This is a genomic window from Streptomyces sp. NPDC051322 (genome assembly GCF_040689485.1).
Lineage (GTDB): Bacteria > Actinomycetota > Actinomycetes > Streptomycetales > Streptomycetaceae > Streptomyces.
In genome coordinates, this window is record NZ_JBFBAK010000013.1 from 19,955 (window position 1) to 45,430 (window position 25,476).

Genomic DNA, 25,476 nt, shown 5'->3' on the forward strand with positions numbered 1-25,476 from the left:
CCTCACTTGGTGTCGGAGTCGGTGTCGGTCTCGGCCATGGGCACGCGAACACCGCGCTCGCGTGCGACGTCGCCGGCATGCTCGTAGCCGGCGTCCACGTGGCGGATGACGCCCATCCCCGGGTCGTTGGTCAGCACGCGGGCGAGCTTCTGCGCCGCGAGTTCGGTGCCGTCCGCGATGCACACCTGGCCGGCGTGCAGGGAACGGCCCATGCCGACGCCGCCGCCATGGTGCAGAGACACCCAGGAGGCGCCGGAGGAGGTGTTGACCAGGGCGTTGAGCAGCGGCCAGTCGGCGATGGCGTCGGAGCCGTCGAGCATGGACTCGGTTTCGCGGTAGGGCGACGCCACGGAGCCCGAGTCGAGGTGGTCGCGGCCGATGGCGACCGGGGCGGACAGTTCACCGGAGGCGACCATCTCGTTGAAGCGCAGGCCGGCGCGGTGCCGTTCGCCGTAGCCCAGCCAGCAGATGCGGGCGGGCAGGCCCTCGAAGGCGACCCGCTCGTCGGCCATCTTCAGCCAGCGGTGCAGGTGCTCGTTCTCCGGGAAGAGTTCCATGATGGCCTTGTCGGTGGCCTCGATGTCCTTGGGGTCACCGGACAACGCGGCCCAGCGGAACGGGCCCATCCCCTCCTCGAACAGGGGCCGGATGTAGGCGGGGACGAAGCCGGGGAAGTCGAACGCCCGCTGGTAGCCGGCTTTGCGGGCCTCGTCGCGGATGGAGTTGCCGTAGTCGAAGACCTCGGCGCCGGCGTCGAGGAATCCGACCATGGCTGCCACGTGTTCGGCCATCGAGGCACGGGACCGTTCGGTGAAGGCGGCGGGGTCCTTGGCCGCCTGCTCGTGCCACTCCTGCACGCTCACGCCGACGGGCAGATAGGACAACGGGTCGTGGGCAGAGGTCTGGTCGGTGACGATGTCGATGGGCGCCTTGCGCCGCAAGAGTTCCGGGAAGACCTCGGCGGCGTTGCCGGCCAGGCCGATGGAGAGCGGGGTACGGGCGTCGCGGGCCTCGACGGCGAGCCGGAGCGCGTGGTCGAGGTCGTCGGCGGCGACATCGAGGTAGCGGTGGGCGATGCGGCGCTCGATACGGGTGGGGTCGCAGTCGACGCAGATCGCGACACCGTCGTTCATCGTCACGGCCAACGGCTGGGCGCCTCCCATGCCGCCGAGCCCCGCCGTGAGGGTGATGGTCCCGGCCAGGGTGCCGTCGAACTTCTTGCGGGCGATGGCGCCGAAGGTCTCGTAAGTGCCCTGCAGGATGCCCTGGCTGCCGATGTAGATCCATGAACCGGCCGTCATCTGGCCGTACATGATCAGTCCGCGTGCCTCCAGGGACCGGAACTCCTCCCAGTTGGCCCAGTCGCCGACCAGATGGGAGTTGGCGAGCAACACGCGCGGCGCCCACTCGCTGGTGCGCATGACACCGACGGGCTTACCGGACTGGACGAGCAGCGTCTCGTCGTTCTCGAGCGTCTTGAGGGTGCGGACGATGGCGTCATAGGCGGGCCAGTTGCGGGCGGCCTTGCCGGTGCCGCCGTAGACGACCAGGTCCTCCGGGTGCTCGGCGACCTCGGGGTCGAGGTTGTTCATGAGCATGCGCAGCGCGCCTTCCTGCTGCCAGCCCAGGCAGTTCAGTTCGGTGCCGCGGGGTGCCCGGATGGTCCGGGAACCCGGAGAAACGCTGGTCATGGGGGCCTCCTGGCCGGGGGGAAACTGCGTACGCTTTCCATCACAGGCGGCGGCCGGGATGAGGACCAGCCGCGCGCTGCGGGTTTCTCGGATCCGAGAAACCGGATCGGGCCCGCATAGAATTTCCTGGCGGGGCATGCGCGACAGACGGCGACGGGTGGGGTGAGCGGCTTGGCCGTGGAGGCTGCGGACCTGGTCCGTCTCTACCAGGAGCGGGCTTCGAGTGCTGCTCCGGCGTACCAGCGGGTGAAGGACCTGGTGTCCGAGCAGATCGTCAGTGGCCGCTGGCGGGAGGGCGACGCGCTGCCGTCGGAGAGCCAGTTCGTGGCGTCGCTCGGTCTCTCCCGGATGACCGTCAACCGTGCCCTGCGCGAGCTGGCGACGCAGGGGCTGATCCGCCGGGTCATGGGCGTGGGCAGTTTCGTGGCGCTGGACAAAGGCAGTTCCGGCCTGGTCGAGGTGCACAACATCGCCGAAGAGGTGCGGCGGCGGGGCCACCGCCACGACACCCGGGTGCTGTTGGTACGCGAGGAGCATGCGGGGCCGAAGGTCAGTGCCGAGCTCGGTGTCACCGAGGGCGAGGTGGTCTTCCACTCGCGAGTCGTACACAGCGAGAACGGCGTGCAGATCCAGCTCGAGGACCGTTACGTCAACCCGGCCTTCGCTCATGACTACCTCGAGCAGGACTTCACCGACCGGACACCGTTCACCTTCCTCAACGCGGTCGCCCCGCTCGAGCGGGGCGAACACGTCGTGGAGGCGGTGCTCGCCTCGGCCGAGGAATGCGCCATCCTCGACATCGCCCGTTCCGAACCCTGCCTGCTGATCCAGCGACGCACCTGGTCCCGGGGCGCGCTCGTGAGTACCGCGCGACTGCTGCACCCCGGCTCCCGCTACCGGCTGGAGGGCGCCTTCGACGCGAGGTGACCTCCGCCGGGTGGCCGCTCGGGCGCGCGGCCGCGGAGAGCGGCGGTCAGCCGGTGCGCGCCCTGCTGCAGGACCTCCCGCAGGTGGCCGGGGTCGTGGGGGCAGTGGTGGGTGTGCCAGGTGCTGCTGAGGGCCGCGACGGGCCGTCCGTGGTGGTCGAACGCCGCCACACCCATCGACCGGTATCCGGGGGAGACCAGCTCGGTCTCCTCCGACCAGCCGCGCCCGCGATCCCGGGCGAGCAGGCCCAGCAGCTCCGCCAGTGAGCGCGGTCCCTTGCCCGTACGGGTGATGAGGTCGCCCGGCCGCGGAAAGAGAGCCCGCAGTTGTGCCTCGCCGGAGTGCGCGAGGATGGCCCGGCCGTTGGCCGTCAGGTAGGCGGGCAGCCGGACGCCTATGTCGGTGACGAGGACGGCATCGGCGTCGTGGGACCGTCCTGCGGGCGGGCGTTCCTTGAGCAGGTAGACCGTTTCCGCGCCGTGCAGGATGCCCAGGTGCACGGTCCGGCCGAGCCGGCCTGCGAGGTTGTGCAGGATGGGGCGGGCCAGGCGCTCCAGGGGTTCGTGCCGCAGGTAGGCGGAGCCGATCTCGAAGGCCGCGACCCCCAGCCCGTAGGCCTGCTCCTTCGGGAGGTAGGTGACGAATCCCCGCTCGGCCAGGACCGAGAGTATGTGGTAGGCGGATGACCGCGGGATACCGAGGTCGCGGGCGATCGCGGCTGTCTTCACCGGCCCCGGGCGGACCGCGAGGTGCAGCAGGATGTCCAGCGCACGCCCGACCGCGGGCGACGTGCTCGACGTCGGGCCCTGTTCACTCACTGGATCACCTCTTGACAACGCCTGTATATACAGGAATATACAGGGTGCTTCCCGGGGCGTGCGGAGTTCATCGGTCCCCGAACCTCCGGACCCGGCGTCCGCACCCCTCGTCACCACTGGTCCCAAGGGAGGGCACAGTTGGCAACCGAAACGGCGACTCTGAGCAGAGGACTCCGCTCGCGCCACATACGTTTCATCGCACTCGGCTCAGCGATCGGCACCGGGCTCTTCTACGGGTCATCCGAATCCATCAGAGCCGCCGGACCGGCTGTCCTCCTGGCCTATCTGATCGGCGGCGCGGCCGTCTTTCTGGTATTGCGCTCACTCGGTGAGATGGCCGTCAGTTCGCCGTCTGCGGGCTCGTTCGGCGAATACGCGACAAAATATCTGGGGCCGTTGGCCGGTTTCATGACCGGCTGGACCTTCGCGTTCGAGATGGTCATCGTCTGTCTGGCGGACATCACCGCACTCGGTCTCTACATGGGATTCTGGTTCCCGGACGTGCCGCGCTGGATCTGGCTGCTGGCCGCCATCCTCGTCATCGGCGGGTTCAACCTGCTCAGCGTCAAGGTCTTCGGCGAGCTGGAGTTCTGGCTGTCGCTGGCGAAAATAGCCGCCATCGTCGCGATGATCGTCGCCGGTGTCGCGATCCTGGTCCTCGGCCTGAGTCACGGCGGAGCGCACGCGGGAATCTCGAACCTCTGGAGCAACGGCGGATTCTTTCCGCACGGAATCCACGGATTCGTCATCTCGTTCGCCGTGGTGATGTTCGCATTCGGCGGCACCGAGATCATCGGCGTCACCGCGGGCGAGGCGGAGAACCCGGAAAAGACCATCCCGAGCGCGGTCAACTCCATCCCGATCCGGGTCGTGCTCTTCTACGTTCTGACGCTTGCCGTCATCATGTCGCTCGAACCGTGGCAGAACGTCGACTCCTCCGGCAGCCCCTTCGTCCAGATCTTCGCCGTACTGGGCGTGAAGTCCGCGGCCACCGTGCTCAATGTCGTCGTCATCGTCGCCGCCCTGTCCGCGATCAACAGCGACATCTTCGCCGCCGGACGCATGATGTACGGCATGGCGCAGCGTGATCAGGCCCCGGCCGTCATGCGGCGGCTCTCCCGCAAGGGCGTGCCGTGGATGACGGTCGTCATCATGATCGCGGCCCTGCTGCTCGGTGTCCTGCTGAACTACCTCATGCCTGCGAAGATCTTCCTCATCATCTCCTCCATCGCGACCTTCGCCACGGTCTGGGTATGGCTGATGATCCTGCTCAGCCAGGTCAGCGCACGGCGGAACATGTCCTCCGAGGAAGCGGCCGCCCTGCGCTACCCGGTACCGCTGTGGCCGCTCGCCCAGATCGTCACGATCGCCTTCATGGCCGGCGTCATGGTTCTCCTCGCCTTCTCCGGCGAGACCAGGGTCGCCCTCGTCGTGGGTGCCGTATGGCTGGCACTGCTCTGGGGCCTGTACGCCCTGTGCGTCCGCCCACGCGACGCCGCGTCGCGGGCGGGTGGTCCGGAGACGCCCGCAGCGGAGGAGCCCGGGGAGACGCCCACCACCATGACCGTTCCGGTCCGGCGGGGGTAGGCGCCGCGCACGACACCTGTCCGGGATCCGAGACACTGACGCGTGTCTTGGATCCCAGACACTTCTGCCTTTCCGGGTATCGCCTCCCGCCGCCGGCGTGCGGCTTCATGGAGGTATGACTGTTGTTATAGGCATCGGCCCGCTCTCCGCCGACGAAGTCGTCTCCGTCGCCCGCCACGACGCCCGCGTCGAACTCTCCCCCGAAGCCCGCAAAGAGATCGCGCGCAGCCGCGAAGTGATCGAGGGCCTCGCCGACGACGTGGTGCCCCATTACGGCGTCTCCACCGGATTCGGCGCCCTCGCCAACCGCCACATCCCGGGTGAACTCCGCACCCAGCTCCAGCGCAGCCTGGTGCGGTCGCACGCCGCCGGCTCCGGTCCGGAGGTGGAACGCGAGGTCGTCCGCGCGCTCGTGCTGCTCCGCCTGTCCACCCTCGCCACCGGCCGTACGGGCGTACGGACCGAGACCGCTGAGGCCTACGCCGCCCTGCTCAACGCGGGAATCACGCCGGTGGTCCACGAATACGGCTCCCTCGGTTGCTCCGGCGACCTGGCACCCCTCGCGCACTGCGCACTCGCCGTGATGGGCGAGGGCGAGGTGCGCGACGCCCAGGGCGTACGCAAACCGTCCGGTGAGGCGCTCGCCGAGGCGGGCCTCACGCCGGTCGTCCTCCAGGAGAAGGAGGGCCTCGCCCTCATCAACGGCACCGACGGCATGCTCGGCATGCTCGTCCTGGCCTCCCACGACCTGCGGCAGCTGCTCCGCACCGCCGACATCACCGCGGCGATGAGCGTGGAGGGCCAGCTCGGCACCGACGCGGTGTTCGCCGCCGACCTGCAGGCGCTGCGCCCCCACCCGGGCCAGGCCGACAGCGCCGCCAACCTGCGCGCGCTGCTGGCCGGTTCGGACATCGTCGCCAGCCACCGCGGCCCGGAATGCACCCGCGTCCAGGACGCGTACTCGCTGCGCTGCTCCCCGCAGGTGCACGGCGCTGCCCGCGACACCCTCGCGCACGCCGAGACGGTAGCCGCCCGGGAACTCGCCAGCGCGGTCGACAACCCCATCGTCACCCTCGACGGCCGGGTGGAGTCCAACGGCAACTTCCACGGCGCGCCCGTCGCCTGCGTACTCGACTTCCTCGCCATATCCGTCGCCGATCTGGCCTCGGTCTCCGAGCGCCGCACCGACCGCTTCCTCGACGTGGCCCGCAACCACGGCCTCAACCCCTTCCTCGCCGATGACCCGGGTGTCGACTCCGGCCACATGATCGCGCAGTACACGCAGGCGGCCATCGTGTCCGAGCTGAAGCGGCTGGCGGCTCCCGCCTCCGTCGACTCCATCCCCTCCAGTGCCATGCAGGAGGACCACGTGTCGATGGGCTGGTCCGCGGCTCGCAAGCTGCGCCGCGCCATCGACGGGCTCACCCGCGTCCTCGCCGTCGAGCTGTACACGGCCGCCCGCGCCCTCGACCTGCGCGCCCCGCTGACGCCTGCGCCGGGCACCGCCGCCGTACGTGACGGACTGCGGGCGACGGTCGAGGGTCCCGGCCCCGACCGCTGGCTCGCCCCCGAGATCGAGGCGACCGTGCGCTATGTCGCCGACGGCAACGCGCTGGCCGCCGCCGAGTCGGCGGTCGGCCGGCTCAGCTGACCGACCTGCCCGTGCACGAAGGGCCGGGCCCGGAGCTCATACGCTCCGGTCCGGCCCTTCCGCCGAAGCCCGAGGAGCCTCCAGCACCCCGCCGATGCGACGGCTCAGCTCGCGGGCGGTCCGTTCCACCTGCCCCGCGATCCGCTCGCGCTGCTCCGGACCCACCTCCGCGCCGGGGAAGGTGACCGCGACGCCCGCGATCGGGTGGGCGCTGTGGTCGAGGACGGCGGCGGCGACGGAGGAGAAGCCGCGGGTGACCTCTCCCTCCTCCGTCGCGTAGCCGCGCCTGCGGACCTCGACGAGCAGGTTGTGGAGCCCGGACAGCGAGCTCGGCCCCGGCTCGTCGCGGGAGACGAACACCGAGGGATCGGGGAAGAGCGCCCGCACCTGCGCCCGGGACAGCCGCGCCAGAACGGCCCGGCCGCTGGCGGTGAGATGGGCCGGCAACCGGACCCCGACGTCGCTGACGAGCGGCGCACGTCCCGGTGCTCGTTCCTCGATGACGTAGATGACCTCGCGCCCGTGCAGCACGGCCAGGTGCGCGTTGTGCCCGGTGCCGTCGACCAGCATCGCCAGCGGCAGCCTGGCCAGCCTCTCGAACGGGGCCTGCCGGCTGTAGCCCGAGGCGAGCTCGAACGCGCTGACACCCAGGCCGTAACGGCGTTCCTCCGGGAGATGGACGACGAAGTCCTCCCGGACCAGCGTGTCCAGCAAGTGGTAAGTCGTCGACCGGGGCAGCCCGACGTCACGGCTGATGGCGGCCGCCGGGACCGGGCCGACTTGATGCGAGAGGTACCGCAGGATCGCGAGGACCTGGGCGGCGGCGGGCACGGTGGACATGGCCGCGAGCGTACGCGGACCCGCCGCTCTGCCGGTCGAGCTCCGTCCGTGGACGAGGGCTGGTGACGCCGGGCACCGCTCCCTGCTTCAGGCGTTGCGGAATCCGTCCATCGCGGAGGTCGGCCTGCGGGTGGACGGATCCCAGGCGCCCATGTTGTAGGTGTTGAAGGGGGCGTAGACCTCGGGTTCCCAGTAGAAAATGCCGAGTGCGCCGATGCTCTTGAGGTTGCTGATGTAGGCCTGCAGGGCGGCCTCGGTGGCAGCGGCCCGGTCGTACCGGCCGCCGAACTCGACCTGCATGACCGGCTTTCCGTACGTCTTCCTGGCCGAGTTCATGTTGCCGACGATGCCCGCGGCGACACCGGCGCTGCCGTAGGAGGAGAACGCGGTGACGTCCCAGGCGCCGCCGTGGTCGCGGTAGGCGTTGAGGAACGCGGTGATGGAGTCGTAGTTCTGCGGCTGGGCCAGGTGGATGAGGACCTGGGCGCCGGAGAAGACCTCTTTGACCATGTCATGGGCGGCGTTGAGCAGCCCGGTCATCTGGTCGGGGTGGTGGGCCAGCGAGCCGGTGGTGCCGCAGATTCCGGAGTTGATCTCATTGCCGATCTGGACCCAGGCGGGCGTGACGCCATTGGCTTTGACCACGTTCATGGTGTGGTAGACGTAGTCGTACATCGCGTCGAGCATCTGACTGTAGGACATGTTCTGCCAGGCGGCGGGCGGTTTCTGCGTGCCGACGGAGTTCCAGGTGTCCCCGAAGTGATAGTCGATCATCACCTGCATGCCGGCCGCCTTGGCGCGTTTGGCGAGCGCCGCGGTCTCGGCGATGCTGCAGTGGCCGTTGCCCGGGTCGTTGGAGGGGTTGACGAAGGTGCGCAACCGGACCGCGCCGAGGCCGTAGCCCTTGAGGATCGTGAACAGGTCCTGCTGGGTGCCGGACGAGTTGCGGAAGGTGTAACCGCCCGCCTCCATCTGTGGCAGCCAGCTGATGTCGGCGCCCTTGACGAACGTGGCGGCGGACGCCTGTCCTGCGGACAGCGCCGGGCCGCCCGCGACGGCCGCGGTGGCGACCGCGGCGCTCTTGATGAGTGTGCGACGGGTGAGGGGACTCATGGCGGTGACTTCCTCAAGTGTCGGGAACGTGGGGGGACGGCGGACACGAGGTGACACGTCGAAGCGCTTCGATGCTTCGAGGAAGGACGGTAGGGCACGTCGGCTCGTGCCGACAAGACGCCGGACGAGAATCGTTGAAAGCGCCTGCTGCGGACCGGCGGAGGTCCCGCCGGACCGGGGCGCCCCGACGTTTCCGCGCTGCGGCGCGCGATTCGGCGGGCGGCCCCGGCAGAGGCCCCGGTGTTAGATACGGCTTATGTCTGGACGTTTCGGTCGATTCCTTCGGTCCGCCCTCGGCTCGCACCGGCGTGAGCCCGCCCCGACACCTACCGAGGGGGCCACGCCAAGCCCTGCCGGGCCGCGCCCGCGTCGGACTCGGGGGACCCGCAGCGTCGCCGGTCAGGTGTTCGTCTTTCAGGCGGTCCTCGTGGTGCTGCTGGTGGCCGCCGCAGCGGTGGCGCTGTTCCTCGAGGCCCGTACCGCCGGCCGGCGCGATGCCGCGCACCGTTCGCTCGCCGCAGCGGAATCGTTCGCCAATGCCCCGGGCCTCGTGGCGGCGCTGCGGGCCCCCGACCCCACGGCGGAGCTGCAGCCCCTGACCGTGCGAGCCGGCCGGGCCGCGGGGGTCGACTTCCTCGACGTCATGAACACCGACGGGGTGCGCTACACCGACCCCCTGCCGCACCTCATCGGTAAGCGTTCATCGGGCGACATCGCGCGAGCCGCGGCGGGGGAGGCCTTCACGGAGGTGTACCAGGGAACGCCCACTGACGCGGTCCGGGCCCTCGTGCCCGTCAAGGACAGCCGCGGCTCGGTGGTGGGCCTGGTCAGCTCGGGCATCAACATCGCGAACGTGTCCGGCGTGGTGAACGGGCAGATGCCGGTGCTCCTCGGCGCCGCGGCCGTTGCGCTGGTGCTCGCCACGGGCGGCTCCGCTCTGGTGAGCCGACGTCTGCGCCGGCAGACGCATGGGCTCGGCCCGGCGGAGATGACACGGATGTACGACCACCATGACGCGGTGCTGCACGCCGTCAAGGAGGGCGTCCTCATCCTGGGGCCCGACCGTCGATTGCTGCTGGCCAACGACGAGGCCCGGCGGCTGCTCGGGCTGCCCCCCGACTCCGAGCAGCGCCACGTCAGCGAGCTCGGTCTGTCGCCGCGCACCGCAGGGCTGCTGGCCTCCGGACGCGTTGCCACCGATGAGGTCCACCCTGCCGGGGAACGTCTGCTGGCCATCAACGTACGGGGCACCCGGCCGGAGGCCGGAACCGCCGGCACCGTCGCCACGCTCCGGGACACCACGGAGCTCGCGGCGCTCACCGGCAGGGCCGAGGCGGCGCGCGGGCGACTGGCGTTCCTCTATGAGGCCGGGGTACGGATCGGCACGACCCTGGACGTGGTGCGCACCGCGGAGGAACTGGCGCAGGTGGCTACCGGCTCCTTCGCCGACTTCGTCACCGTCGACCTGGTGGATCCGGTGCTGGAGGGCGAGGAGCCGACGGACGCCGGCGCCGCGCTGCGCCGGGCGGCCGTCAGCGGCATCCGGGCGGACCACCCCCTCTTCCCCGCGGGCGGCGTGATCCGTTTCAGCCCCTCGTCTCCCTCTGCTGCGGCCTTGAGCAGGGAGGAGGCCGTGATGGAACCGGAGCTGACCGGGTCCGCCTGGCAGCTGGACGAACCCGAGGCCATCCGGAACATCCTGGAGTACGGGATGCACTCCCTCGTCACTGTTCCGCTGCGGGCGCGGGGTGTCGTCCTGGGGCTGGCCACCTTCTGGCGAGCGGAGGATCCCCGCCCCTTCGACGACGAGGACAAGTCCTTCGCGGAGGAGCTGACGGCGCGGGCGGCGATCTCCGTGGACAACGCCCGCCGCTACACCCACGAGCACGCCATGGCCGTGACGCTGCAGCGCAGCCTGCTGCCCAGGGTGCTGCCCGAGCAGAGCGCCCTGGATGTCGCCTACCGGTATCTGCCGGCGCGGGCCGGAGTCGGCGGTGACTGGTTCGACATCATCCCGCTGCCCGGCGCGCGGGTGGCCCTGGTGGTGGGCGATGTGGTGGGCCACGGCCTGCACGCGGCGGCCACCATGGGCCGCCTGCGCACAGCGGTGCACAACTTCTCGAGCCTGGATCTGCCGCCCGATGAACTGCTGGGTCACCTCGACGAGTTGGTGGATCGCATCGACGCGGAGGAGCGGGCGCGCGACGGCGCGGGCATCACCGGCGCCACCTGCCTGTACGCGATCTATGACCCGGTCTCCGGCAACTGCACCATGGCCAGGGCCGGGCATCCCGGCCCGGCGCTCGTACACCCCGACGGAAGCGTGGAGTTTCCCGATGCGCCCGCCGGCCTGCCGCTGGGCCTGTGCATCATGCCCTTCGAATCCACCGAAGTGCAGCTCCCGGAGGGCAGCCGGCTGGTCCTCTTCACGGACGGGCTCATCGAGGACCGCCACCGGGACATCGACACCGGCCTGGACCTGCTGGCCCGCACGCTCGGCTCCTCCGGCGGCAGCCCGGAGGAGATCTGCGCCCGGGTCCTGGAGTCCGTGCTCCCTCCGCGCCCGGTCGACGACGTCGCCCTGCTGGTGGCGCGCACCCGCCGGCTGGCGGCGGAGTGGATCGCCGAATGGGACGTGCCCGCCGATCCGGCCGCTGTGGCCCGGGTGCGCTCCGAGGCTTCCCGGCAACTGGCCACCTGGGGTCTCGACGACCTCGCCTTCACCGCCGAACTCATCCTCAGCGAACTGATCACCAATGCCATCCGCTACGGCGCTGAGCCCATCCGCGTCCGGCTCCTCTACAACAGCAAACTGATCTGCGAGGTCTCCGACGGCAGCAGCACCTCCCCGCACCTGCGCTACGCGGCCACCACCGATGAGGGCGGCCGGGGCCTCTTCCTCATCTCCCAGCTCGCCGAACGGTGGGGCACCCGCTACACCCCGCGCGGCAAGATCATCTGGACGGAACAGTCCCTCACCGCGCAACAACCGGATGCAGTGGTCCCGGTGCCGGGGCTGGAGGATCTGCTCTGACGATCGCCCGGGTCGTGCGCCGTGCGTGGAGCCGGGCGACACGGGTACTTGCGGTGAGCGCGTGCAGGGAGGTGAGGCGACGGTGAGCTGCGAGGAAGGGGAACGAGGCGGGCCCGCGTACGACGAATCCCGGCTCGGAGTGACCCGTTCCCTCGATGAGCTGGGGTCCCTGGTGGTCGAGCGCCAGGACCTCTACGTCCGGTGGTCCGGTGGCCCCGCCGCCGATCTGTGCTCCCCGACCAGTACGGATCACCTGACCGGCGTCCCCCTGCCGGGGCTGTCCGTGAACGCTCTCGCGCTGGAGCCGTGGTGGGGCGACCGGCCCGTGGGGTTGTGGGTGGCCCGGCGTCTGTACGACTACTCGCACCTCCGCCGGGACCGCGACGGCGATGTCCGGCCGTGGACGCTGTCCGGCCGGGAAGCGGGCCGGGGGCCGGACAACGAACCGCTGCTGTGCGAGGTCCGGCCGGTCAGCTGGATCGACCTGGCGGTGATCGACGACGCCGTCCGCGAGGTGATGCGGCTGCGTCGCTCCTGGGGGCCGATGCGGCGCTGACCTTCCGGCGGCTCCCTACGACGGCTCCGCGCCGCCGGAAATCCTGCGCACCAGTTCCTACTGGGGGGTAGGCCCGGCGGCGCCCTTGTTATACGGTCCGTCTAACAAGCCGTGCGGGGCTGCCCGTCGGTGACGACGACGGCTGCCGCGCGCCTACGCACCAGCGAACAAGGACCTGCAGACTCGAATCGAGGGAGCCGCACCATGGCAAGCAGCACCGTTCGGCCGCAGACCCGGGACCGCCAGGAGGACGACGTCGCACGGCGGTTGCTCGATTCGGCCGCGACGCTTTCGTACGACCCGGCCACCGAGGTGGACTGGGAAACACCGCTGGACAAGGGTTTCCACGGTGCCAGCCCGGAGTGGAGCACGCTGTACGGCACGGCCTACTGGGGCGAACTGACCGATGAGCAGCGCAAGGAGCTGACCCGGCAGGAGGCCGCATCGGTCGCCAGCACCGGCATCTGGTTCGAAATGATCCTGCAGCAGATGGTGTTGCGCGACGTGTACGCCAAGGACCCGACCCGCGCGGAAGTCCAGTGGGCGCTCACCGAGATCGCCGAGGAGTGCCGGCACTCGATCATGTTCGCCCGTGGCGCCGAGAAGCTCGGCGCACCGGCCTATCGACCCCGCAGGATCGCGCTGGAACTGGGCAGGGCCTTCAAGACGGTTGCCTTCGGCGAGGCGGCGTACGCGGCGATCCTGGTCGCCGAGGAGGTCCTCGACGTCATGCAGCGCGACTGGATGCGGGACGAACGCGTCGCGCCGTTCGTCCGCACCATCAACAACATCCATGTCGTCGAGGAGTCCCGGCACATGAAGTTCGCCCGCGCCGAGACGCGCAGGCGCCTGCAGAAGGCCGGCTGGCTGCGCCGCCGGATCCATGCCGTCGTCGTCGCGATCGCTTCCTACGTCATCGTCACCAGCATGGTGAACAAGGACGTCTACGCGAACGCCGGACTCGACGCGTCGCGCGCTGTGGGCGAGGCGCGCGCCAACGAGCACCACAAGTCCATGATGCGCTCCAGCTGTTCGGGGCTGATGGACTTCCTGGCATCGGCCGGCCTGCTCACCAAGCCGGCGCTGATGTTCTACAAGCGTGCGAACCTGATCTGAGCCGACGAGATGACCTACGCCATCACGCAGACCTGTTGCAGCGACGCCACCTGCATCGCCGCCTGCCCGGTCAACTGCATCCACCCGACACCGCAGGAGCGGGCGTTCGGCAGCACGGAGATGCTGTACATCGACCCCAGGACCTGTATCGACTGCGGGGCTTGTGCGGACGCCTGTCCGGTGGACGCGGTCTTGCCGGTGGACAGCCTGCCCGACACGCAGCAGGAGTACGCCGCGATCAACGCGGCGTACTTCGAGGGCGTCGAGCCGGAACGCGTCGACGAGGGACCGAACTTCCACCCCTGGGGTGCGCCGACGTTCGCGCGCAGTCTGCCGTCCGACTTCGCGCCGATCCGGGTCGCGGTCGTCGGCACCGGTCCGGCCGGCATGTACGCAGCCGAGGACCTGCTGCTGCACACCAACGCCCAGCTGACCCTGGTCGACCGGCTGCCGGTGGCGGGCGGCCTCGTGCGGTACGGCGTGGCGCCGGACCACCCCGCGACGCGGAAGGTCGGTGACACCTTCGCCCGGTTCCACACCCATCCCCGGGTGCGCACGCATCTGGGGCTCGAAGTGGGCCGGGACATCACCGCGGAGGAACTCGCCGCGCACCATGACGCGGTCATCTACGCGGTGGGCGCGGCCACCGACCGCCGGCTCGGGATCCCGGGCGAGGACCTGCCCGGCAGTATCGCCGCGACCACGTTCGTCTCCTGGTACAACGCCCACCCGGAGGTCGCGGCGGACACCGTCGACCTGTCCGCCGAGCGGGTGGTCGTCGTCGGCAACGGCAACGTCGCCCTCGACGTCGCCCGCATCCTGGTCTGCGACCCGGAGGCGCTGGCCGGCACCGACATCGCCGGGCACGCACTCGAAGCGCTGCGCGCGAGCAAGGTACGCGAGGTGGTGCTGCTCGGACGCCGCGGGCCCGCGGACGCGGCATACACCCGGTCGGAGTTGCTGGCGCTGAAGCACCTGTCCGGTGTGCGGCTGGTGGTGGACGACCACGATCCGCGGATCGGTACGTCGATCGACGCCGCCGGGCCGAACGACAGAGCAGCGGTCCTGCAGGGCGTCGGCCGCGCCCGGGTGGACTGGTCGCTCGGGCCGGCGCCGGGGCGGCGCATCGTCTTCCGCTTCCATTCCGGTCCCCGGGAGATACTCGGCGGCGAAAGCGTGCGGGGCCTGCGCGTTACGGACGGTTCGACCCAGGACGCCGGCGCCGGCCCGTCGGAGGCGGAGATCCCCGCCGGCCTGCTGCTGCGGGCGATCGGATACCGCGGTGTGCCGGTGGCCGGGCTGCCGTTCGACGAGGCGACCGGCACCGTCGTGCACCGGGGCGGGCGGGTGACCGGCCGGCCGGGCGCGTATGTGGTGGGCTGGATCAAACGCGGCCCCTCCGGCGGCATCGGCGCCAACCGGGCCTGCGCGGCCGAGACGGTCGGCACGCTGCTGGCCGACGCGGTCTCCGGCGCGCTGCCCGCGCCGACCCGCGCCCCGAGCGCGTTCCACCGGCTCGCGCGGCGCCGCAGCCGCCGGGCGGCTTCTCGCTGAGCCCCGGTCCGTCAGTCGGCGGGGAGCGTCTGTTCGGCCCAGATCGTCTTGCCGGTGTACGTCTGGCGGGTGCCCCAGCCCTGGGTGAGCTGGGCGACCAGCAGCAGCCCTCGGCCGCCTTCGTCGAAAACGCGCGCCCGGCGCAGGTGCGGGGCGGTGCTGCTGCTGTCGGAGACCTCACAGATGAGGTTGCGGTCGCGGATCAGCCGGAGCCGGATGGGGGCGCCGCCGTAGCGGATGGCGTTCGTGACGAGTTCGCTGACGACGAGTTCGGTGACGAACACGGCTTCCTCCAGGCCCCATTCGGCCAGCTGCCGGCACGCGTTCTTACGTGCGTCGGGGACCGCTGCCGGATCGGCCGGCACGTTCCAGGTGGCGACGTGGGCCGTGTCCAGCGCGCGCGTACGGGCCACCAGCAGCGCCACGTCGTCGGTAGGCCTGTCCGGCAACATGGCCCGGAGCACGGTGTCGCAGAGCCTTTCCAACGACTCCTCCGGCCGGGCCAGCACGTCCCGCAGCGTGTCGACGCCTTCGTCGATGTCGCGGCCCCGGGTTTCGAGGAGACCGTCGGTGTACAGGGCGAGGAGGCTGCCCTCGGGCAGTTCGATCTCGGTCGCCTCGAAGGGCAGGCCGCCCAGGCCCAGCGGCGGGCCCGCGGGGAGGTCGATGAACTCCACCGCGCCGTCCGGGGTGACCACCGCGGGCGTCGGGTGACCCGCGCGGGCGAGGGTGCAGACCCGGGAGACCGGGTCGTAGACGGCGTACAGACAGGTGGCCCCGATGTCACCGCCGGTGTCGCCGGTGCTGCCGGCCTCGGCCAGGTGGATGACCAGATCGTCCAGGTGCGTCAGCAGTTCGTCCGGCGGCAGATCGACATCGGCCAGCGTGCGTACGGCGGTGCGCAGCCTTCCCATGGCGGCCGAGGCCTGAATGCCGTGGCCGACGACGTCGCCGACGACGAGCGCGACCCGGGCGCCGGACAGCGGAATCACGTCGAACCAGTCGCCGCCGACCCCCGACTGGGCACGGGCGGGCAGGTAGCGGGATGCGACCTCCACCGCGGCCTGCTCGGGGAGGCGCTGCGGCAGCAGGCTGCTCTGCAGGGCGAGGGAGGTACGGCGCTCGCGGGTGTAGCGGCGGGCGTTGTCGATGCATACCGCGGCCCTGGCGGTGATCTCCTCGGCCAGCAGCAGGTCGTCCTGCTCGAAGGGCTCCGGACGCCGGTGGCGGGAGAAGGTGGCGACGCCGAGCGTGATGCCGCGGGCCCGCATCGGCACGGCCAGCACCGAATGGAAGCCGTACCGTCGCACCCGCTCGGCCCGGTCCGGGTCCTCGCTCTCCCAGCTGGCCACCCCGGGGTCGGTCACCGCCCGGATCAGCGGCCGGCCCAGGGCCAGGCACTCGGCCGCCGGTGAGGTGTCCGGGTAGGTCGCCACCGCGCCGCGCCGGACCACGGCCTCGGGGCAGCCCGGCAGAACGGACTGGCCGGCGACCCGGCGCAGCACCACGGGGCTGCTCGGCACGCCGGCGCGTGGGTCGGTGCCGCCTTCGATGGAGGGGAGCAGGTCGACGGTGGCGAAGTCGGCGAGGCGGGGAGTGGCCACGTCGGTCAGTTCTTGCGCGGTGCGCGGGAGGTCCAGGGTGCTGCCGATGCGGATGCTGGCGTCGTTGAGCAGCGCCAGCCGTGCCCGGGCCAGGTGCTCCTCGGTCATGTCGTGCGCGGAAAGGAGCACGCCCCGTATCGTCCCGTCGGCGTCCCGCACCGGAGTGAGCGACGTCGTCCACACGCTCTCGCGCTCGTGTGTCGTCAGGCGCAGGGTCTGCCGCAGGTGCTGCTGTTCGCCCGTTGCCAGCGCCCGCCGCATGGACTCCTCCGTTCGGTCGCTCTCCGGGTGGACCACGACCTCTGGAACCCGTAGCCCCCGCATCTCCGCCTCGGACAGGCCCGTCGCCCGTTCCATGCGGGCGTTCGCCCGCCGCAGCCGCAGGCCGGTGTCGTAGAGCGCCATGGTGGACGGCGACTGGGAGAACGACCACATCAGCAGCGCGTCGTCCTGGGACGGCTCGGGTGGGCGGACGAGCGGGGTGACCAGCAGCCAGTGGCCGCCCCCGCCGGGTTCGCCGGTCGTCCCCATCGGCGCCGGGCGCTGGGCCAGCACGTTCACCGTGACGTGGTGGCCGTCCCGGTGCAGCAGCGTCGCCGGCCCCGTCCACCTCGGCCGGGTCTCCAACGACCGCAGCACCTCGGCGGGCGGATCACCGGCGAGCAGTACGGTCGCGGTCCGGCCGACGATCTCCGCGGCCCGGTAGCCGAGCAGCCGACGCGCGCCCTCACTCCAACCGGACACGACGCCGTGCGGATTGACGGTGGCCCGGGCGCTGGCCGCCTCGTCGACGGGATCCTCCGGCCACGCCGTGCGGTCGTCCCCGGCGCTTTCGGATCGCGTCATACCGCTCGACCGCCTTCGCCTCGGTCTCTCCACCATGAGCCGCCGTCCGGCCGGGAGCAAGCGATGGCCCGAACCGTGCAAAACTTCTCCAGTCGGTTTCAGTCGGTCCCAGTCGGTTCCAGTCGGGCCCAGCCGGGCGAAAAGCACCGCCCGGCTTCATCGACTACAGTTCTGTAGACCCTTAGCCCGCCTGCGCACACCCCCTCGCTCCGGAGGCCTCTACCCGATGACGACTACGACCCTCGCCGGGCACGCCCTGGACGGCGCAGGCATCGACGGCGGCCTGTACGGCGACGTCACCGATTTCGCGCGCCACACCCACTGGCTGAACGGAACGGTGTCCGAATTCACCAGCTACGGCATCGCTCTGTTCGCCGTCTTCATGCTGGTGGGCTGGTGGATCGCACGGCGACAGGGGCACGCCGTCATGACAGCGGCTCTGGCGGCCCCGGTCGCCGCCGTGCTCGCCTACCTCGTCAACGACGGCATCAAGTCGGTCTTCGTCGAACCCCGGCCCTGTCGTGCGCTGCCGCACGACTTCCTGATCGAGAAGTGCCCGCCGGTCAATGACTACGCCTTCCCCAGCAACCACACCACCGTCGCGGCGGCCGTCGCAGCCGCGCTGTTCCTCGTCGACCGGCGGCTGAGCGCCCTGGCCGCTGTGTTCACTCTGCTGATGGCGGCGTCCCGGGTCTACGTCGGCGCCCACTACCCGCACGACGTACTGGCCGCGCTCGTGGTCGGGGGCGTCGTGGGGTTCGCCGCCACCTGGACCGCACGTCGATTCGCCGTACCGCTGGTCGCCCGGCTGAGCGACGGCGTACTGCGACCGCTGCTCACCGCCCCCGTGTAACCGGGCGGTCGGCGGGCCCGGCCTCTCACATGTACGGGCCGCCGTGCAGCGCGTACTGGTCGAGCAGTTTCCCGCGGGTCATCTCGAGCCGGTGCGCGAGGATCTTGGCGATGGCTCGGGTCAGTACGAAACCCAGTGCCGGCTCCGACTCGCACAGTGAGCGGACCGCGGGGCCGTCGAACTCGTGGGCCCGCACCGGGCTGAACGCCTCAGCTCCGAAGTCCCATTCGTGCGGCGGGAACAGCCACGACCAGCCGAGCAGATCGCCGATGCTCAGCGTGCCGACCGTCATCCGGCGACGGCCGGGCACCTCCAGATCCAGTGCGACCGTGCCCGAGCGGATCACCAGGAACCGGTCCGCCGTGCCCCCTTCTTCGAAGATCCGTGCGTCTTGCGGGAAGGAGACGTCGTGCGCCAGCTCCAGCAGGCGTTCGCGGTACTCGGGCGGGAGCACGGTCAGCAATCGCGTCGCCTTGGGCATCCGGGGCCTCCTTGCCGACGATCCCTATCTCCTTCCATTGCACCTCCGAGCGGGCCTGCGCGGCACCTCGAGTCGCCATGCCGGGCCGACAGGAGCGGGGCCTCCGCACGCGATAAACTCGTCCCGATGGCTGTTCTCCGAACCACCATCGCGGCGGTGGGGCCCGCCGTACCCGAACCGCGGTGACGACGCCGCCAACGGTCCCTACTTGCGACGGCGTGCACTCGGCTGCACCGCCCTGCCCGGCGAGTAGGAGAACCACGTGGCAAAGCGTCCGGCACCCATGCTGAACGGGCCTGTCGACCCCGACCTCGACCTGCACGTCTCCGCGCAGCGCAGACAGCTGCGACGCGGGCAACTGCCGGTCGTGGCCGTGGTCGCGCTCGGCGGCAGCATCGGAGCCTGCGCGCGCTACGGTGCCGCCCTGCTCTGGCCCACCGAGGCCGGCACCTTCCCCTGGACGACGCTGCTGGTCAACGTCATCGGCTGTGCGGTCATCGGCGTCTTCATGGTGATCATCACCGATGTCCGGTCGGCCCACCGGCTGGTCCGTCCGTTCTTCGGCACCGGCGTCCTGGGCGGCTTCACCACCTTCTCCACCTACGCGGTCGACATCCAGCGCCTGGTCGATGACGGACATGCCCGGACCGGCCTGGTGTACCTGGTACTCACCCTGCTCGCGGCGGTCACAGCGGTCTGGACCGCGGTCACGCTGACCCGCCGGATCTTCGAACGGAGGCAGCGATGAGGCTGACCGGACCGGCCGTGCGGCTCACCATTCTCATCGGTGAGTGCGATGTCTGGCACCACAAGCCGCTCTTCACCGAGATCGTGCACCGGGCGCACCGGTCGGGGCTGGCGGGTGCCTCCGTCTTCCGGGGCATCGAGGGATACGGCGCTTCCGCTCTGATCCACACCAGTCGGCTGCTGTCGCTGAGCGAGGACCTGCCGGTGGCGATCATGATCGTCGACACCGAGGAACGGATCCGCGGGTTTCTTCCGCAACTCGACGAGCTGGTCCCCGAGGGGCTCGTCATGCTCGACCACTGCGAAGTCGTCCTTACCGGCGTCGGCCGCGACACGGAGGATCGGTGAACTGGCTGCTGGTGATCGTCGGAGCGGCGATCGGCGCCCCGCTGCGTTATCTCACGGACCGCACGGTCCAGTCCCGGCACGACACGGTGTTCCCCTGGGGCACCTTCGCCGTCAACGTCAGCGGCTGCCTGGTACTCGGCCTGCTCACCGGTGCGGTGACCGCCGGGGCGGCCTCCTCCCAGGTGCAGTTGTTCGTCGGCACCGGGCTGTGCGGGGCGCTTTCGACGTATTCGACGTTCTCCTACGAGACCATGCGCCTGGCCGAGGACGGGGCCCGCTTCTTCGCCCTGGCCAACGTGGCGGCGAGTGTCGTGGCCGGACTCGGCGCCGCCTTCGTGGGGGCGGCGCTGGCCCAGGCATTCTGGGGCTGAGGCGGCGCACCGCGCCGCTTCCCGGCGGTCTTTCAGTCGCTTGCGGAGGTCGGGCGCGGGCCGGATGGGTGGTGGCCGATCCGCATACCGGGGCGGCGCCGGTGCACGGTGAGGTAGGACAGGCCCTCGGCGCCCGCGGTCACGGAGCGGGTGGAGCCGTGCGGCAGCCAGATCAGCCGTCCCTCGCCGAGCGGTTCGGACCCTTCCTCGGTGCCCAGCGTGCCCCGGCCGGCGACGACCAGCAGCAGGACGTCCAACTCCGCTTCGGTGTGGGTGTCGACGCGCTGCAGCGGTGGCAGATGGACGACGTTGGCGTCGAGCTGGCGTCCGGATTCGGCCAACCGCCAGACGGCCCCGGACGTTTCCGGTGGCTGATCGGTCAGGGCGTTGACGTCGTAGAGGGCGCGGGGCACCGGAGCGCTGTCACTCACCGGCCGCCACCCGCCCGGTGCGGACCTGTCACAGCTCCGGTGTCGCCGGCGGCGAGCTCGTCGATGTGCCGATCGATCGCGGCCCTGCTGACGCGCAACGCCCGGACCAGCAGCCGGGTTTCGGCCGCACCGGAGGCTGGCGCCCAGAGCGTTTCGTCGGCGGCCGAGAGGCTGTCGCGCAGCTCGCCGGTGCAGAAGTCGACCAGCGCCTCGGGTGCGGCGCCCGTCGTGGTGAGAGCCGCGAGTCCGTCCCGCAGGGGCCGATGCTCCTGTCGCACCACGGCGCGGGCCCGGACGCTCGGATCCGTATCGGTCGACTGGACGTAGATCTCGGAAGACGGCGCCACGTTGTTTCCTCTCGTCCCATCTAGTGGTCCCTATTCTTACATGTATCATTCGTAGAAATTACGCCGTGGAGAATGCGCGCCGGACGTGAGGAGGACACAGTGCCCGACGACCAGCGCGGCCCCGCGGTAACCCCGCGCCGCCGCATGGTGCTTGACCTGCTGCGTGAAGCCGAGACCCCGCTGGGGGTCAACGAGGTGGCGGAGCGGGTCGGAGTGCATCCCAACACGGTCCGCTTCCACTTGGACGCTCTGGTATCGCAGGGCGCGGTGGAGCGGACACTGGAGAAGCTCGTCGGGCCGGGCCGTCCTCGTACGGTGTACGCACCGCGGCCCGGGATGGACCGCGGCGGGCGCCGCGGGTACCACCTGCTGGCGAGGATCCTGCTCAGCCGGCTGGCGTCGACCGGGCCCGACGCGGGGGCGGAGGCCACCGAGGCCGGCCGGAGTTGGGGGCGGTACCTGGTCGAGCAGCCGCCTCCGTTCCACCGGGCGACCGGCGCGGAATCGGTCGGGCGGCTCACCGGACTGCTGGCCGAGCTGGGCTTCGAACCGGAGGCCGTGGACGGCGGCGACGAAGTGCCCGAGGGTCTGCGGCTGCGGCACTGCCCCTTCCTCGAACTCGCCGAAGAGTTCGGACCGATCGTCTGCCCGCTCCACCTGGGCCTGATGCAGGGCGCCCTGGCGGAGCTGCGGGCCCCCGTCGAGGCCACCCGGCTCGAACCGTTCGTCGAGCCCGACGCCTGCCTTGCCCACCTCACGCCCGCCGCATGAGCACCCGCCGCACGAGCGCCTGCCGTATGAGAAGCAACCGTCCCTGGGAGAACCTGTGAACACCCCGTCAGCAGCGGCGGCCGGCGCCGTTACCTTCGTATGGCTCGGCATGGTGCTGGCGATCTCCTTCCTGGAGACACCGTTGAAGTTCCGGGCCCCGGGGGTCACCGTCCCGATCGGGCTCGCGATCGGACGCCTGGTGTTCCGGGCCCTCAATCTGGTGGAAGCGGTCCTGGCGGTCGCGGTGATCGTGCTGGTCGCGACCGGGCAGCCGACTCTGCCGGTCGCCGTGCTCACGGCGGTGGCGGCGGTCCTGCTCGCGGGACAGCTCGCGGTGATCCGGCCCCGGCTCAACCGACGCTCCGACCGGGTGCTCGCGGGGGAGGAGCTGCCCCGCTCCTCCGCCCATGTGTTCTACATCGCCTTCGAGGCGGTCAAGGTGCCGGCACTGATAGCCCTCGGCAGCTGCCTGTTCGCCCGGTGATCCACCACGGGTGTGACCGGCGCGAGAATCTCTCGGCACCGATCTGCGCGTTCCGGGGACGGGTCAGGAGAACACTGACCAGGGAAGCGGGACGGCCGGAACGACGAGCGGCCGATCCGGTGGTGGGCCAGGAAAGGCAGGGTGATTCCGCGTGACGTCGAGCCGGACCGTCGGCGACATGATGACGACGGATGTGGTGCGCGTGCAGCGGGGCACCTTCCTCAAGGAGATCGCACAACTGCTCGCTGAGCACCACATCTCGGCGGTGCCCGTGGTGGACGACGAGGAGCGCCCGGTGGGCGTGGTCTCCGAGGCCGACCTGCTCCGCAAACTGCTCGGCCTGACCGCGGTCCTCCCGGACGGCCATGAGCAGCCGCGTGTCACCGAACAGCGGCGGGTCCGTGATGACATGCGCAAGGCCGACGCGACCACGGCCGAAGGGCTGATGACCGGCCCCGCCGTCGTCGCCCGCCCGCTGTGGACGATCGTCGAGGCCGGCTGGGTGATGGAGGTCAGAAGGGTCAAGCGTCTGCCGGTGGTCGACGGCGACGGCCGACTGGTCGGGGTGATCAGCCGCAGCGATCTGCTGCAGATCTTCCTGCGCCGGGATCGGGCGATCCGGGAGGAAGTGCTCGAGGGAGTCCTCACCAGAACCCTGGGACTGCCGCCCTCGGCGATCACGGTCGACGTCGCCGACGGCCATGTCACGCTCAGCGGGTTCGTCGAGCGCAGGAGCGTGATCCCGATCGCGGTCCGCCTGTGCCGGGACGTCGACGGGGTGGTCGACGTGCTCGACCGGCTGGAGTACGGCATCGACGACAGCCAGGACGTCGGCCCGTAGCCGCTTGACCGGTTCCGGCTGCGGTGGCCGGTGGTCCCGGCACACAGACGTCAGGTACCGGTCGGATGCGCCGGGGCGCCGAGCGGCCGACCATGGGATACAGGAACCGTCCCGGGGAGGTTGCCTTGTCCGCCGAAGCGCAGGAGGCCCTGCCGTTCGACGCGGCAGCCGTCGGCATGCTGCTCGGAGACACCATGGCGGGCGTCGCCCTGCTCGACACCCGGCTTCGCTACCTGTACGTCAACCCGGCGCTCGAACGGCTCAACGGCATCCCGGCCGCCGCCCACCTGGGCCGGACCATCTCCGAAGTACTGCCCGGCATCGACGCGAAGGAGAGCCTGCTGCGCGAGGTGCTCGAGGGCGGGCAGCCCCGCGAGGTGACGACGAGCGGGCAGACACCCGCGTCATCGGGCCCGGAAACCCGCTACTGGCACGGCGTCTACCACCGCCTCGAACGGGACGGACGCGTGTGGGGCCTGCTCGGCATCGTCCTGGAGGTCAGTGCCGACGTTCACCAGCAGGAACGGCTCGAGCAGGCCCGGCGGCACCTGACGCTGCTGGACACCGCATCCACCAGCATCGGCACCACCCTCGACTTGGACACCACCTGCCGTGAGCTCGCGGAATTCGTGGTTCCGGACCTCGCCGACGCGGCGAGCGTCGAGATCTTCCCCCCGGAGGTCGGTCACTCCGTCCGGCCGGCCCCGACCGGGGTGGTGCGGCTGCGCAGGGCGGGCATGGCCGCCGTTCCGAGGTTGCGGGAAGCGGTGAAGCGGTTCGGACGGCCGGGGCAGTACGTGGACTACCAGGAGGGCGGGGCGATTCCCCGCTGCCTGGCGACCGGCCGACCGGTCCTGATCAATATGTACAGCGACGAGCAGATCAGCGTTTCCGCTCCCAACCCCGAGCGGGTCGCCGACTACCGGGCGCTCGGATTCCACTCCTCGTGCGTCGTGCCGCTGACCGCGCGGGGCCGGCCGTTGGGCTCCTTGACGCTCGTACGGGCCGATGGTTCGCCCGAATTCACCGATGACGATGTGGTGGTGGCCCGGGAACTGGCGGGCCGGGCGGCGATCGACCTGGATCACGCCCGGCGGTATGCCCGCGAGCGCGGCATCGCCCTGGAACTCCAGCGTTCGCTGCTCTCCGAACCGCACGAACCCCACCCGCACGTCGAGGTCGCCACCCGCTATCTGGCGTCCGGCCCCGGTGCGATGGTCGGCGGCGACTGGTTCGATGTGCTGCCGCTCTCGGATGCCCGTCATTTGAAGGTGATGGGCGATGTGATGGGCCATGGGGTGGAAGCGGCGGTCGCCATGAGCCATTACCGCTCGATGCTCCGGGTCCTGGCCGTCGACGACCTGTCACCGCACGTCATCCTGGAGCAGCTCGACCGCATGGTCGAGAGATCCGGGTTCGACCGGGCCGCCACCTGCCTGCTCGCGGTCGTCGACCGGTTCCGCGGGACATGCGACGTGGCGAGCGCCGGTCATCTGCCGCCGGTGCTCATCGGCCCGGCGACCGGTGCCCGGCTCGCCGAGATACCGGTAGGACCGCCACTCGGCACCGGGCTGGGCGGGTACGAGGTCACCACGCTGCCCTGTCCCCCCGGCTCCGTCCTGTTCCTGTACACCGACGGGCTGGTGGAGCGGCGCGGCGAGGACATCGACGTGTCCCTGGGGCGGCTGACCGGTCTCACCTTGCCGGCCGGTGGCGGCCTGGAGGATCTGCTGGACGAGGTACTGGATCGGTTCGGCCGGCACGCGGAGGACGACATCGCCGTCCTCGCCTCCCGGATCCGGCAGCCCGGCCGGCCCGCGCCGACCGGCCCGCCCGGCACCGAGGCCGGACTCCGGCCGGCCGAGGACGATCTGCTCAGGCGTGGTTCTCGGCCTGGAACATCCAGCGCTGCTTCTCGAGCTCCGCGGTCAGCCCGATCAGCAGATCCTGGCTGACCGGGTCGGGCTGGTCGGTGGCGGCGATCCGCTCCCGCATCCGGGTGATCGCGCCGCCCAGTGCGTCCACCAGGAGGGCCACCACGTCGTCGTCCGAGATCCAGCCGGTGGCCGGCTCCGGCAGCTCGGTCGTTTTGGCCAGCGCGGTGATGCGCCCGTCGGGTGCGACACCGATCGCGGAGCAGCGCTCGGCGACCGTGTCCGCGTAGTCGCGGGAAGCGGTGACCACCTCGTCGAGCTGCAGGTGGACGGAGCGGAAACGGGGCCCGACCACGTTCCAGTGGACCTGCTTGGCCAGCAGGGAGAGGCCGAGCAGATCCACCAACGCGCCCTGCAGGGCGTCCCCGGTGGTCTCCCGTGCGGCGGCGGGCAGCGTGCTCTTCACGGTGTCAGTCATCGGTGCGTGCTCCCTTGTGCTCTCACTCGGTGCGTGCCACTTCGTGCTGTGGCTGATGCTGTCGTTTCGGCTACCCGCCGATCCGGGCGGCACGCATCCGGGCCGGCCCGCCC

Annotated in this window: 24 protein-coding genes; 15 read left to right on the forward strand and 9 right to left on the reverse strand. The window is 70.8% G+C overall.

Annotation, left to right across the window (positions count from 1 at the left end):
• Positions 1 to 2: 2 nt before the first annotated feature.
• Positions 3 to 1,691: a urocanate hydratase gene (hutU, locus tag AB0436_RS26475; RefSeq protein WP_366470442.1), complete on the reverse strand. Its 1,689-nt coding sequence runs from the start codon at positions 1,689 to 1,691 to the stop codon at positions 3 to 5.
• Between the two features lie 177 nt (positions 1,692 to 1,868).
• On the opposite strand from hutU, the gene hutC reads away from it, so the two are divergent.
• A complete protein-coding gene (gene hutC, locus AB0436_RS26480; RefSeq protein WP_366470534.1) occupies positions 1,869 to 2,618 on the forward strand; it encodes a histidine utilization repressor in 750 nt (249 codons plus the stop codon).
• Here hutC and AB0436_RS26485 read toward each other — a convergent pair.
• Positions 2,585 to 3,436 (reverse strand): IclR family transcriptional regulator, encoded by an 852-nt coding sequence (locus AB0436_RS26485; RefSeq protein ID WP_366470443.1) that lies wholly within the window; start codon positions 3,434 to 3,436, stop codon positions 2,585 to 2,587. The genes hutC and AB0436_RS26485 overlap by 34 nt on opposite strands.
• Positions 3,437 to 3,574: 138 nt before the next feature.
• On the opposite strand from AB0436_RS26485, the gene AB0436_RS26490 reads away from it, so the two are divergent.
• Positions 3,575 to 5,023 (forward strand): amino acid permease, encoded by a 1,449-nt coding sequence (locus AB0436_RS26490; protein ID WP_366470444.1) that lies wholly within the window; start codon positions 3,575 to 3,577, stop codon positions 5,021 to 5,023.
• Between the two features lie 115 nt (positions 5,024 to 5,138).
• Positions 5,139 to 6,674: a histidine ammonia-lyase gene (gene hutH, locus AB0436_RS26495; protein ID WP_366470445.1), complete on the forward strand. Its 1,536-nt coding sequence runs from the start codon at positions 5,139 to 5,141 to the stop codon at positions 6,672 to 6,674.
• 36 nt (positions 6,675 to 6,710) lie between these two features.
• Here the strand turns inward: hutH and AB0436_RS26500 are convergent, their stop codons facing one another.
• Positions 6,711 to 7,514, reverse strand: a complete 804-nt coding sequence (locus tag AB0436_RS26500; protein WP_366470446.1) for an IclR family transcriptional regulator — start codon at positions 7,512 to 7,514, stop codon at positions 6,711 to 6,713.
• Positions 7,515 to 7,601: 87 nt separating this feature from the next.
• Positions 7,602 to 8,627, reverse strand: coding sequence for a glycosyl hydrolase 53 family protein (locus AB0436_RS26505; RefSeq protein WP_366470447.1), 1,026 nt, complete (start codon positions 8,625 to 8,627; stop codon positions 7,602 to 7,604).
• Positions 8,628 to 8,883: 256 nt separating this feature from the next.
• Here AB0436_RS26505 and AB0436_RS26510 point away from each other — a divergent pair, with 256 nt between their 5' ends.
• The 4 genes from AB0436_RS26510 to AB0436_RS26525 all read left to right on the forward strand — a co-directional run bounded on the left by AB0436_RS26510 (position 8,884) and on the right by AB0436_RS26525 (position 14,887).
• The gene (locus AB0436_RS26510) at positions 8,884 to 11,661 is read left to right on the forward strand and encodes a SpoIIE family protein phosphatase (RefSeq protein WP_366470449.1); all 2,778 of its coding nucleotides are present in this window, start codon (positions 8,884 to 8,886) and stop codon (positions 11,659 to 11,661) included.
• Between the two features lie 139 nt (positions 11,662 to 11,800).
• Complete coding sequence (locus AB0436_RS26515; protein WP_366470535.1) at positions 11,801 to 12,217, forward strand: DUF6098 family protein; 417 nt, start codon at positions 11,801 to 11,803, stop codon at positions 12,215 to 12,217.
• Positions 12,218 to 12,421: 204 nt separating this feature from the next.
• Positions 12,422 to 13,333 carry a diiron oxygenase gene (locus tag AB0436_RS26520; RefSeq protein WP_366470451.1) on the forward strand — a complete coding sequence of 304 codons (912 nt, stop codon included), beginning with the start codon at positions 12,422 to 12,424 and terminating at the stop codon, positions 13,331 to 13,333.
• Positions 13,334 to 13,342: 9 nt separating this feature from the next.
• Positions 13,343 to 14,887: an FAD-dependent oxidoreductase gene (locus AB0436_RS26525; RefSeq protein WP_366470452.1), complete on the forward strand. Its 1,545-nt coding sequence runs from the start codon at positions 13,343 to 13,345 to the stop codon at positions 14,885 to 14,887.
• An 11-nt stretch (positions 14,888 to 14,898) separates the two neighbouring features.
• Here AB0436_RS26525 and AB0436_RS26530 read toward each other — a convergent pair whose 3' ends face one another.
• Positions 14,899 to 17,337: a SpoIIE family protein phosphatase gene (locus tag AB0436_RS26530; protein WP_366470453.1), complete on the reverse strand. Its 2,439-nt coding sequence runs from the start codon at positions 17,335 to 17,337 to the stop codon at positions 14,899 to 14,901.
• 226 nt (positions 17,338 to 17,563) lie between these two features.
• Between AB0436_RS26530 and AB0436_RS26535 the strand changes: the two genes are divergently transcribed.
• Positions 17,564 to 18,190 (forward strand): phosphatase PAP2 family protein, encoded by a 627-nt coding sequence (locus tag AB0436_RS26535; RefSeq protein WP_366470454.1) that lies wholly within the window; start codon positions 17,564 to 17,566, stop codon positions 18,188 to 18,190.
• A gap of 25 nt (positions 18,191 to 18,215) precedes the next feature.
• Here AB0436_RS26535 and AB0436_RS26540 read toward each other — a convergent pair whose 3' ends face one another.
• On the reverse strand, positions 18,216 to 18,671 hold the full coding sequence (locus tag AB0436_RS26540) for a cyclic nucleotide-binding domain-containing protein (RefSeq protein WP_366470455.1): 456 nt from the start codon (positions 18,669 to 18,671) through the stop codon (positions 18,216 to 18,218).
• A gap of 283 nt (positions 18,672 to 18,954) precedes the next feature.
• On the opposite strand from AB0436_RS26540, the gene crcB (AB0436_RS26545) reads away from it, so the two are divergent.
• Genes crcB (AB0436_RS26545) through crcB (AB0436_RS26555) form a run of 3 tightly spaced genes read left to right on the forward strand, consistent with a single transcriptional unit; the run spans position 18,955 to position 20,137 of the window.
• Complete coding sequence (gene crcB / locus AB0436_RS26545; protein ID WP_366470536.1) at positions 18,955 to 19,419, forward strand: fluoride efflux transporter CrcB; 465 nt, start codon at positions 18,955 to 18,957, stop codon at positions 19,417 to 19,419.
• Positions 19,416 to 19,766 (forward strand): DUF190 domain-containing protein, encoded by a 351-nt coding sequence (locus tag AB0436_RS26550; protein WP_366470456.1) that lies wholly within the window; start codon positions 19,416 to 19,418, stop codon positions 19,764 to 19,766. Before crcB (AB0436_RS26545) ends, AB0436_RS26550 begins: the two co-directional genes overlap by 4 nt.
• Positions 19,763 to 20,137: a fluoride efflux transporter CrcB gene (gene crcB, locus AB0436_RS26555; protein ID WP_366470457.1), complete on the forward strand. Its 375-nt coding sequence runs from the start codon at positions 19,763 to 19,765 to the stop codon at positions 20,135 to 20,137. The genes AB0436_RS26550 and crcB (AB0436_RS26555) overlap by 4 nt, the downstream gene beginning before the upstream one ends.
• Positions 20,138 to 20,169: 32 nt before the next feature.
• Here the strand turns inward: crcB (AB0436_RS26555) and AB0436_RS26560 are convergent, their stop codons facing one another.
• Both AB0436_RS26560 and AB0436_RS26565 read right to left on the reverse strand, forming a co-directional pair.
• Positions 20,170 to 20,568: a hypothetical protein gene (locus tag AB0436_RS26560; RefSeq protein ID WP_366470458.1), complete on the reverse strand. Its 399-nt coding sequence runs from the start codon at positions 20,566 to 20,568 to the stop codon at positions 20,170 to 20,172.
• A complete protein-coding gene (locus AB0436_RS26565) occupies positions 20,565 to 20,915 on the reverse strand; it encodes a hypothetical protein (protein ID WP_366470459.1) in 351 nt (116 codons plus the stop codon). The genes AB0436_RS26560 and AB0436_RS26565 overlap by 4 nt, the downstream gene beginning before the upstream one ends.
• A 72-nt stretch (positions 20,916 to 20,987) precedes the next feature.
• Between AB0436_RS26565 and AB0436_RS26570 the strand changes: the two genes are divergently transcribed.
• The 4 genes from AB0436_RS26570 (at position 20,988) to AB0436_RS26585 (ending at position 24,966) form a co-directional block, all read left to right on the forward strand.
• Complete coding sequence (locus tag AB0436_RS26570) at positions 20,988 to 21,686, forward strand: helix-turn-helix domain-containing protein (protein ID WP_366470460.1); 699 nt, start codon at positions 20,988 to 20,990, stop codon at positions 21,684 to 21,686.
• Positions 21,687 to 21,741: 55 nt separating this feature from the next.
• Positions 21,742 to 22,170 (forward strand): hypothetical protein, encoded by a 429-nt coding sequence (locus AB0436_RS26575; protein ID WP_366470461.1) that lies wholly within the window; start codon positions 21,742 to 21,744, stop codon positions 22,168 to 22,170.
• A 178-nt stretch (positions 22,171 to 22,348) separates the two neighbouring features.
• Positions 22,349 to 23,011 carry a CBS domain-containing protein gene (locus tag AB0436_RS26580; protein ID WP_366470537.1) on the forward strand — a complete coding sequence of 221 codons (663 nt, stop codon included), beginning with the start codon at positions 22,349 to 22,351 and terminating at the stop codon, positions 23,009 to 23,011.
• A gap of 176 nt (positions 23,012 to 23,187) precedes the next feature.
• Positions 23,188 to 24,966, forward strand: a complete 1,779-nt coding sequence (locus AB0436_RS26585; RefSeq protein ID WP_366470538.1) for a SpoIIE family protein phosphatase — start codon at positions 23,188 to 23,190, stop codon at positions 24,964 to 24,966.
• On the opposite strand, the gene AB0436_RS26590 is transcribed toward AB0436_RS26585, so the two are convergent.
• A complete protein-coding gene (locus tag AB0436_RS26590; protein ID WP_366470462.1) occupies positions 24,887 to 25,363 on the reverse strand; it encodes a DNA starvation/stationary phase protection protein in 477 nt (158 codons plus the stop codon). The two genes, AB0436_RS26585 and AB0436_RS26590, sit on opposite strands and share 80 nt — an antisense overlap.
• Positions 25,364 to 25,476 lie beyond the last annotated feature (113 nt).